This window comes from Bacillus sp. JJ1562 (assembly GCF_036962705.1).
GTDB lineage: Bacteria > Bacillota > Bacilli > Bacillales > Bacillaceae_L > Ferdinandcohnia.
Map to the genome: position 1 here is coordinate 131,308 of NZ_JBALOQ010000005.1, position 6,138 is coordinate 137,445.

Genomic DNA, 6,138 nt, shown 5'->3' on the forward strand with positions numbered 1-6,138 from the left:
AAATCCCAATACGAAATTATTCTGGTATGGCCACAAATCTGCAATCCGCATTCCTACTCACAAAATCCACACATCCACACCCACACACTATCCTATTAAACCCACCACAATTTCGGAACTGGCTGCTCAATCAACACCGATTTTAGATTAGTGACTGCTCGGTTAAATCCTTCCTCGATGGACATGAGTGGGTCTTCGTGTTCGATGCTGACCACATAATCGTAGCCATATGTGCGCAGGGCACTCATCATGTCGGACCATTCCTGTATATTATGACCACAGCCAACGGAACGGAACGTCCATGCACGTGTGCGGACATTTCCATAAGGTTGCATATCGGTTAACCCATACATATTTACATTTTCTTGATCAATATAGGTGTCTTTTGCATGGAAGTGATGGATTGCGTTTTCTTTTCCGAGAATTTTAATGGCTGCAACCGGATCGATTCCTTGCCACCAAAGGTGACTTGGATCCAGGTTTGCACCAATGGCATCGCATGTTTCCTCGCGCAATTTTAGCAAAGTATATGGCGTATGCACTAAAAAGCCGCCGTGAAGTTCTAGACCAATTTTTACATTATGCTCTTTCGCATATAGTCCAACTTCCTTCCAGTAGGGAATAAGTTTTTTCTCCCATTGCCACTTTAACACATCATTGTATTCATTCGGCCATGCAGCAACTGGCCAGTTTGGATATTTTGCTCCTTCATGGTCTCCAGCTGTACCTGAAAAACAGTTTACCACCGAAACATTCATAAAAGATGCCAATTTTATCGTTTTTAAAAGAGTATCATGAGATTCCCTTGCGAGGTTCTCGTCTGGTGAAATCGGATTACCATGGCAGCTAAAGGCACTTATGGTCAAGCCGCGTTCCTGTACCTTTTTCAAATACTCGGTACGTGCCCCTTCATTTTCTAATAAGCCATCTAAATCACAATGTTTGTTACCTGGATAGCCACCAGTTCCAATTTCTATTGCATGGAGACCTACTTCTTTTACTGTATCTAACATTTCATCAAATGATTTTTCGGCAAATAAAACGGTGAACACGCCTAATTTCATGATAAAGTTCCTCTATTCTCATATATTTGATCAATGATTCTTGAAATCAAAAGAGCCACCTCAGGATTAACTCCACTTAACTTGTGAAAGCGGGAGGTGGCAATACAGTGCAATACTACCCGCCCAATGATTCAAATGCGAGGTTTTCCAAAAATATTCCCTTTTTAAAGTTCGCTAATTTTCACAATTTGCTTTGTTTCGCTTGACTTAAGTGCAGCCAAGATAACCTTTAATGATTCCATCCCTTCCTCACCAGGGATTTGAGGCTCTTGGTTCTGTATGATGGATTCTACAAAATGGTCAATTACAAAAGAATTATGTTGTCCGCCTTCATCATTTGATTGGATTTTGGCAAGTTCAAATTTGGCAACTTCTCCATTTGCATAATGGACAATCATGGAGTAGCTTGGGTCATCTCCTAAACGCAAAACGGCTTTTTCTCCATAAATAATCGTTGAGTTGTCCTCTTTGTTGTACCCCCAACTTGCCGCCAGTGTTCCAACAATCCCGCTTTCTGTTTTTAAAATGCAAACCGCATTGTCATCGATATTAGAGAAATCCTTCGCACTGTTTTCCACAAATGCACCAACCTCGATGATTTCTTCTCCTAAGATATATCGAAGTAAATCTGTTTTATGAACGCCGAGGTCCCCCATTGCCCCTACAAATGCTTTGTCTTTTTGGAAAAACCAGCTGTCTTTTCCGTCTATACTCCAACCTTCAGGACCACCGTGACCGAAGGCTGTACGAAAGCTATATATCTTACCAAGTTCGCCGTTTTCAATGAACCGGCGAGCTTTTTTGTGAGATGCAACAAAACGTTGGTTATGAGCAATCATGAGTTTTTTTCCGTTTTCTTTAGCAGCATTAATCATCGCTTTTGCTTCTTCTTGTGAGGTCGCCATTGGTTTTTCACAAAGAACATGCGCTCCAGCATTCAACGCTGCAATTGTAATAGGTGCGTGAAGATAGTTCGGTGTGCAAACGCTTACGATGTCGACGTTAGCATTCTTCAATAAATCTTCATACCCTATGTATGCTTTAGCCCCATATTTTTCAGCTGTATCTTGAGCACGGGCTTCATTGCTATCACAAACAGCAACTATTTCTACATGTTGATTTGCTTTGTATTCAGGTAAATGGCGATACTGGGCAATACTGCCACAACCTATAACTGCTACTTTAAGTTTCTCCATAAAAAAATCACTCCCTAAAACATTGTCTATTTGATTACATCTTATCGTAACTATTTACGATTAAACATAGATGATATAATAAAAATATCTATTATTTTGCTATCTTGTGAGAATTGGAGCATGCTTATGAAAACCAACATTTTCTATTGTGGGTATTCCTATCACACGAAGGGTTACCGTTCCGAACATAGAGAAGGATTTCCGCAATATCTGTTTCGACTGCAAACAGAAGGTAGTTGCGAGGTCGTGGTGAAAGGACAAAAATTGGAACAGAAAAAAGGGGACCTTTTACTCATTAAGCCTGGCGATAACTATGAGCTTTTTGTAAAAGAAGGACAAAAAAGTGGTGATTATCACATAACCTGTAAAGGCGACTGGGTCGATGAATGGTGGAGCCGTTCTCCAAAACAAAGCATTTACCATATTGATCTTGATGGAAAACTCCTTTCCCTCTGGAACCAAATTATTGTTGAAAAACGAAGGCCACAATCAGGTCAAAATCATGAACTTACTGACTATTTGTTGAGGTCGCTCTGCCTTACTATGGAACAAACGATGAACGAAATCGTGCCATCCCATCCTTATCCCTATAAGGTGACAAGAATGATGCGTTACATTGAAGAACACGCGACAATAGCCATTAAAGTGGAAGATGTTGCTGAGCATGTTGGACTTAGTGTCTCAAGGTCGGTTCATCTATTTAAAGACAGTGTCGGGAAAACGATGATTGAATACGCACAGGAAATTCGTTTGGCCTCTGCGATTGAGCGCATGAAATATACTACCATGAAACTCGAGCAAATTGCCGAGGAATGCGGATTTGGGAGCTATCCATATTTTCATAAGGTTTTTAAAAAGAAATACGGGGTCTCACCAGGGGTTTATAGACGATTAGAAGGATAAAATAACCCAAGAATGCATGTTATTCTTGGGTTTAAAGGACCAATTATAGGGCTGCTTTTTTCAAATATTGAATGCTCATTTCAATGCTATCAAATGGATCACGTCTGCACACATCCTGCTCAATGACCCACCACTGCACATCGTTTTCTTCACCGCGATTTAGAATTGCTTCAAGATTGACGCCGCCCGTACCAAGTTCAGCAAAGAATTTCTCCCCATCCAAAGTCATATCTTTCAGGTGAACCAGCGGTGTTCGATTTATATATCGTTCCATCCACTCGACCGGATCTTCAGCTGCCTTAGTCAACCAATAAACATCAAACTCCGCCTTAACATAGTTAGGATTTGTGTCTGTAAAAATCATATCAAGAGCCGTCTTTCCATCTGATAATGTTTCTAGCTCAAAATCATGATTATGATAGCAGAGCGTTATACCTTTTTGTTGGCAGATTTCACCTGTCTCATTCAAAAATGAGACAAGATTCTTATAGCCTTCCTCACCTCGTAGATGTAGTGGTAAAAAAGGACATATAACATATTGGTTTTCTAGTATATCTTGGTCTTCGATAATCTGAGCTATATTATTTTGTAATTCATCTATACTAATATGGTTGCCTGCAACTTTAAGACCAAGTTTATTAAGCATTTCCTTAACTTCTGTTACTGTGTAGCCCCAATATCCCGCAAGCTCCACACCATCAAAACCAAAATCAGCTACTTTTTGCAAAGTACCAAAAAAATCCTTTTCACACTTATCTCTTAATGTAAACATTTGCACCGCCACTGGAATCTTACCCATTCTTCTGCCTCCGTCCCATATATATCTTATTTGATTACATTTTACGACGCATGTATGAAAATAAGAATAGAAAATTTAACTAGAATGTATACTATTTTGCTATTTAAAGTTCTATACAAAAATAAGCCGAGAAAAGGTGCGACACATAATAGATAAAAGAAGGATAAATTTGTAATTTATCGAATATTTTTTATAAGAAGTAAGGGGGAATAGGATGCGTGAACTAGTTCAGAAAGCATTTTTATTTTTAGTGGGTGTGTTTTTGTTTTTTATTTTCTTTCAAAATGAACATTACATAAATTTTCTTTTTATCCATTTTATAATTGAGTTTATTATTTATATTCTCATCATTATTTTCATAGTTAGGGTCGTTAAGAAGTTAAATAAATGGATGGCATCACTGCGCTTTAAATTTTCAATTGAAGTAATGACAAGCTTTCTCATTATCCTATTCTTTACATATGAGTTATTCACTCCGTATTTTTATACTGAAAACTATTTAAAAGAAGTGGGATTTGATAAAATTGAAATACTTCATCAGCTTTCTAATTCTGAACCTAGCAAAGAACGTGACAAGCTTGCGAAAGATGTAGTCGTAAGTGAAATGGCAGCTTCCTTTTCGATTTTAGGACGTTACCCCAGCATTGATTCTTTTGAAAAAGGGGAAGTCATCGATATCAAACGTCAATTTAATCAATATGAGTTAATCATTGAAAGTAAGCACCCTGAGTTGCAAAAATTTCAATATACATTCGCAAAAGAGGGGTTGGATTTTAGAATAATTGGGTTTAGTGAATTACATTAGGTGATGATCGTATGGAAATCCAGTAAACTCAGGGTTTCCATTTTTTATGGCATGAAGCATTTACCATATTTTTTGTCGAAATTTGTGACTTGACCCTATGTAAATGCCTGCAGAATTAGGTTATATTATATATAGACTATATTTGCATGGAGGACAAACAGTGGCTTATCAATTGAATGAATGTTTTAAAATGTTCAGTTTAAATTCGAATTCAAAACTAGCAGAGGAAATGGCGACGTTACTCGGCTGCGAGTTAGGGAAATGTTCCGTATCTCGTTTTAGTGACGGAGAAATACATATTAACATAGAAGAAAGTGTGCGTGGAAGTGAGGTATTCTTGGTACAATCGACTTCCCAGCCGGCAAACGAACACGTGATGGAATTATTAATCATGATTGACGCGCTAAAAAGAGCGTCTGCCAAAGACATTAACGTTGTAATTCCTTACTACGGATATGCACGACAGGACCGAAAAGCGCGCTCTCGTGAACCAATCACAGCGAAGCTTGTCGCAAACTTACTAGAAACTGCGGGTGCAACCAGGGTTTTGACAATGGACCTTCACGCACCACAAATCCAAGGTTTTTTCGACATTCCTGTGGATCAATTGGTAGGTGTCCCACTTCTTTCTAAATACTTTGCGGCAAAAGAGCTTGATGATGTTGTAGTAGTGGCGCCCGACCAAGGTGGGGTTGTTCGTGCACGAAAATTGGCGAGCCAGCTAAATGCGCCAATCGCTTTTATCGATAAACGCCGTCCGAAGCCGAATGTGGCGCAAATCATGAATATTGTTGGTCACATCGAAGGGAAAAATGCAATTATCATTGATGACTTAATTGACACAGCGGGAACGATCACCATTGCTGCACAAGCTTTAAAGGAAATGGGAGCAAAAGGGGTATACGCATGCTGTACGCACCCAGTCTTATCTGGTCCAGCGATTGAAAGAATTGAGTCTTCGCCAATTCAGGAATTGGTCGTTACAAATTCCATTCAATTGCCAGAAGAAAAACAAATCGATAAAATCACAACCATTTCCATTGCGCCATTGCTAGTGAATGCAATCGACCGCATCCACAACGAAAGAGCTGTGAGTCCTTTATTTGAATAGAAATTTTTAACGGGGCTGTTCCACTTAGTGGGGCGGCTTTTTTTTTGAGGGATATTTGCGTCGATTTATGTCGATATGCGTCTACGGCCGGAAATATGTGTCGATTCCCACGGATATGCGTCAACGATCAGATATATGCGCCGATTCAAGCGGATTTATGTCTACGATCAGATATATGCTTCGAATTATGCGTATTTGCGTCAACGATCGGAAATATGCTTCGGTTCACACGGATATGCGTCAACGATCAGATATATGCG

At 39.2% G+C, this 6,138-nt stretch carries 6 protein-coding genes; 3 read left to right on the plus strand and 3 right to left on the minus strand.

Annotated elements, in window-relative coordinates:
* Positions 1 to 95: 95 nt before the first annotated feature.
* Both V7097_RS04135 and V7097_RS04140 read right to left on the minus strand, forming a co-directional pair.
* Positions 96 to 1,064, minus strand: a complete 969-nt coding sequence (locus tag V7097_RS04135) for a sugar phosphate isomerase/epimerase family protein (RefSeq protein ID WP_335702326.1) — start codon at positions 1,062 to 1,064, stop codon at positions 96 to 98.
* A 164-nt stretch (positions 1,065 to 1,228) separates the two neighbouring features.
* Positions 1,229 to 2,260: a Gfo/Idh/MocA family protein gene (locus V7097_RS04140; RefSeq protein WP_335702327.1), complete on the minus strand. Its 1,032-nt coding sequence runs from the start codon at positions 2,258 to 2,260 to the stop codon at positions 1,229 to 1,231.
* A gap of 126 nt (positions 2,261 to 2,386) precedes the next feature.
* Here V7097_RS04140 and V7097_RS04145 point away from each other — a divergent pair, with 126 nt between their 5' ends.
* Positions 2,387 to 3,163: an AraC family transcriptional regulator gene (locus V7097_RS04145; RefSeq protein WP_335702328.1), complete on the plus strand. Its 777-nt coding sequence runs from the start codon at positions 2,387 to 2,389 to the stop codon at positions 3,161 to 3,163.
* A 43-nt stretch (positions 3,164 to 3,206) separates the two neighbouring features.
* Here V7097_RS04145 and V7097_RS04150 read toward each other — a convergent pair whose 3' ends face one another.
* On the minus strand, positions 3,207 to 3,962 hold the full coding sequence (locus V7097_RS04150) for a sugar phosphate isomerase/epimerase family protein (protein WP_335702329.1): 756 nt from the start codon (positions 3,960 to 3,962) through the stop codon (positions 3,207 to 3,209).
* A 214-nt stretch (positions 3,963 to 4,176) separates the two neighbouring features.
* On the opposite strand from V7097_RS04150, the gene V7097_RS04155 reads away from it, so the two are divergent.
* Both V7097_RS04155 and V7097_RS04160 read left to right on the plus strand, forming a co-directional pair.
* Complete coding sequence (locus V7097_RS04155; RefSeq protein WP_335702330.1) at positions 4,177 to 4,767, plus strand: hypothetical protein; 591 nt, start codon at positions 4,177 to 4,179, stop codon at positions 4,765 to 4,767.
* A gap of 190 nt (positions 4,768 to 4,957) precedes the next feature.
* Positions 4,958 to 5,878 carry a ribose-phosphate diphosphokinase gene (locus V7097_RS04160; RefSeq protein WP_335702365.1) on the plus strand — a complete coding sequence of 307 codons (921 nt, stop codon included), beginning with the start codon at positions 4,958 to 4,960 and terminating at the stop codon, positions 5,876 to 5,878.
* The last annotated feature ends 260 nt before the right edge of the window (positions 5,879 to 6,138 follow it).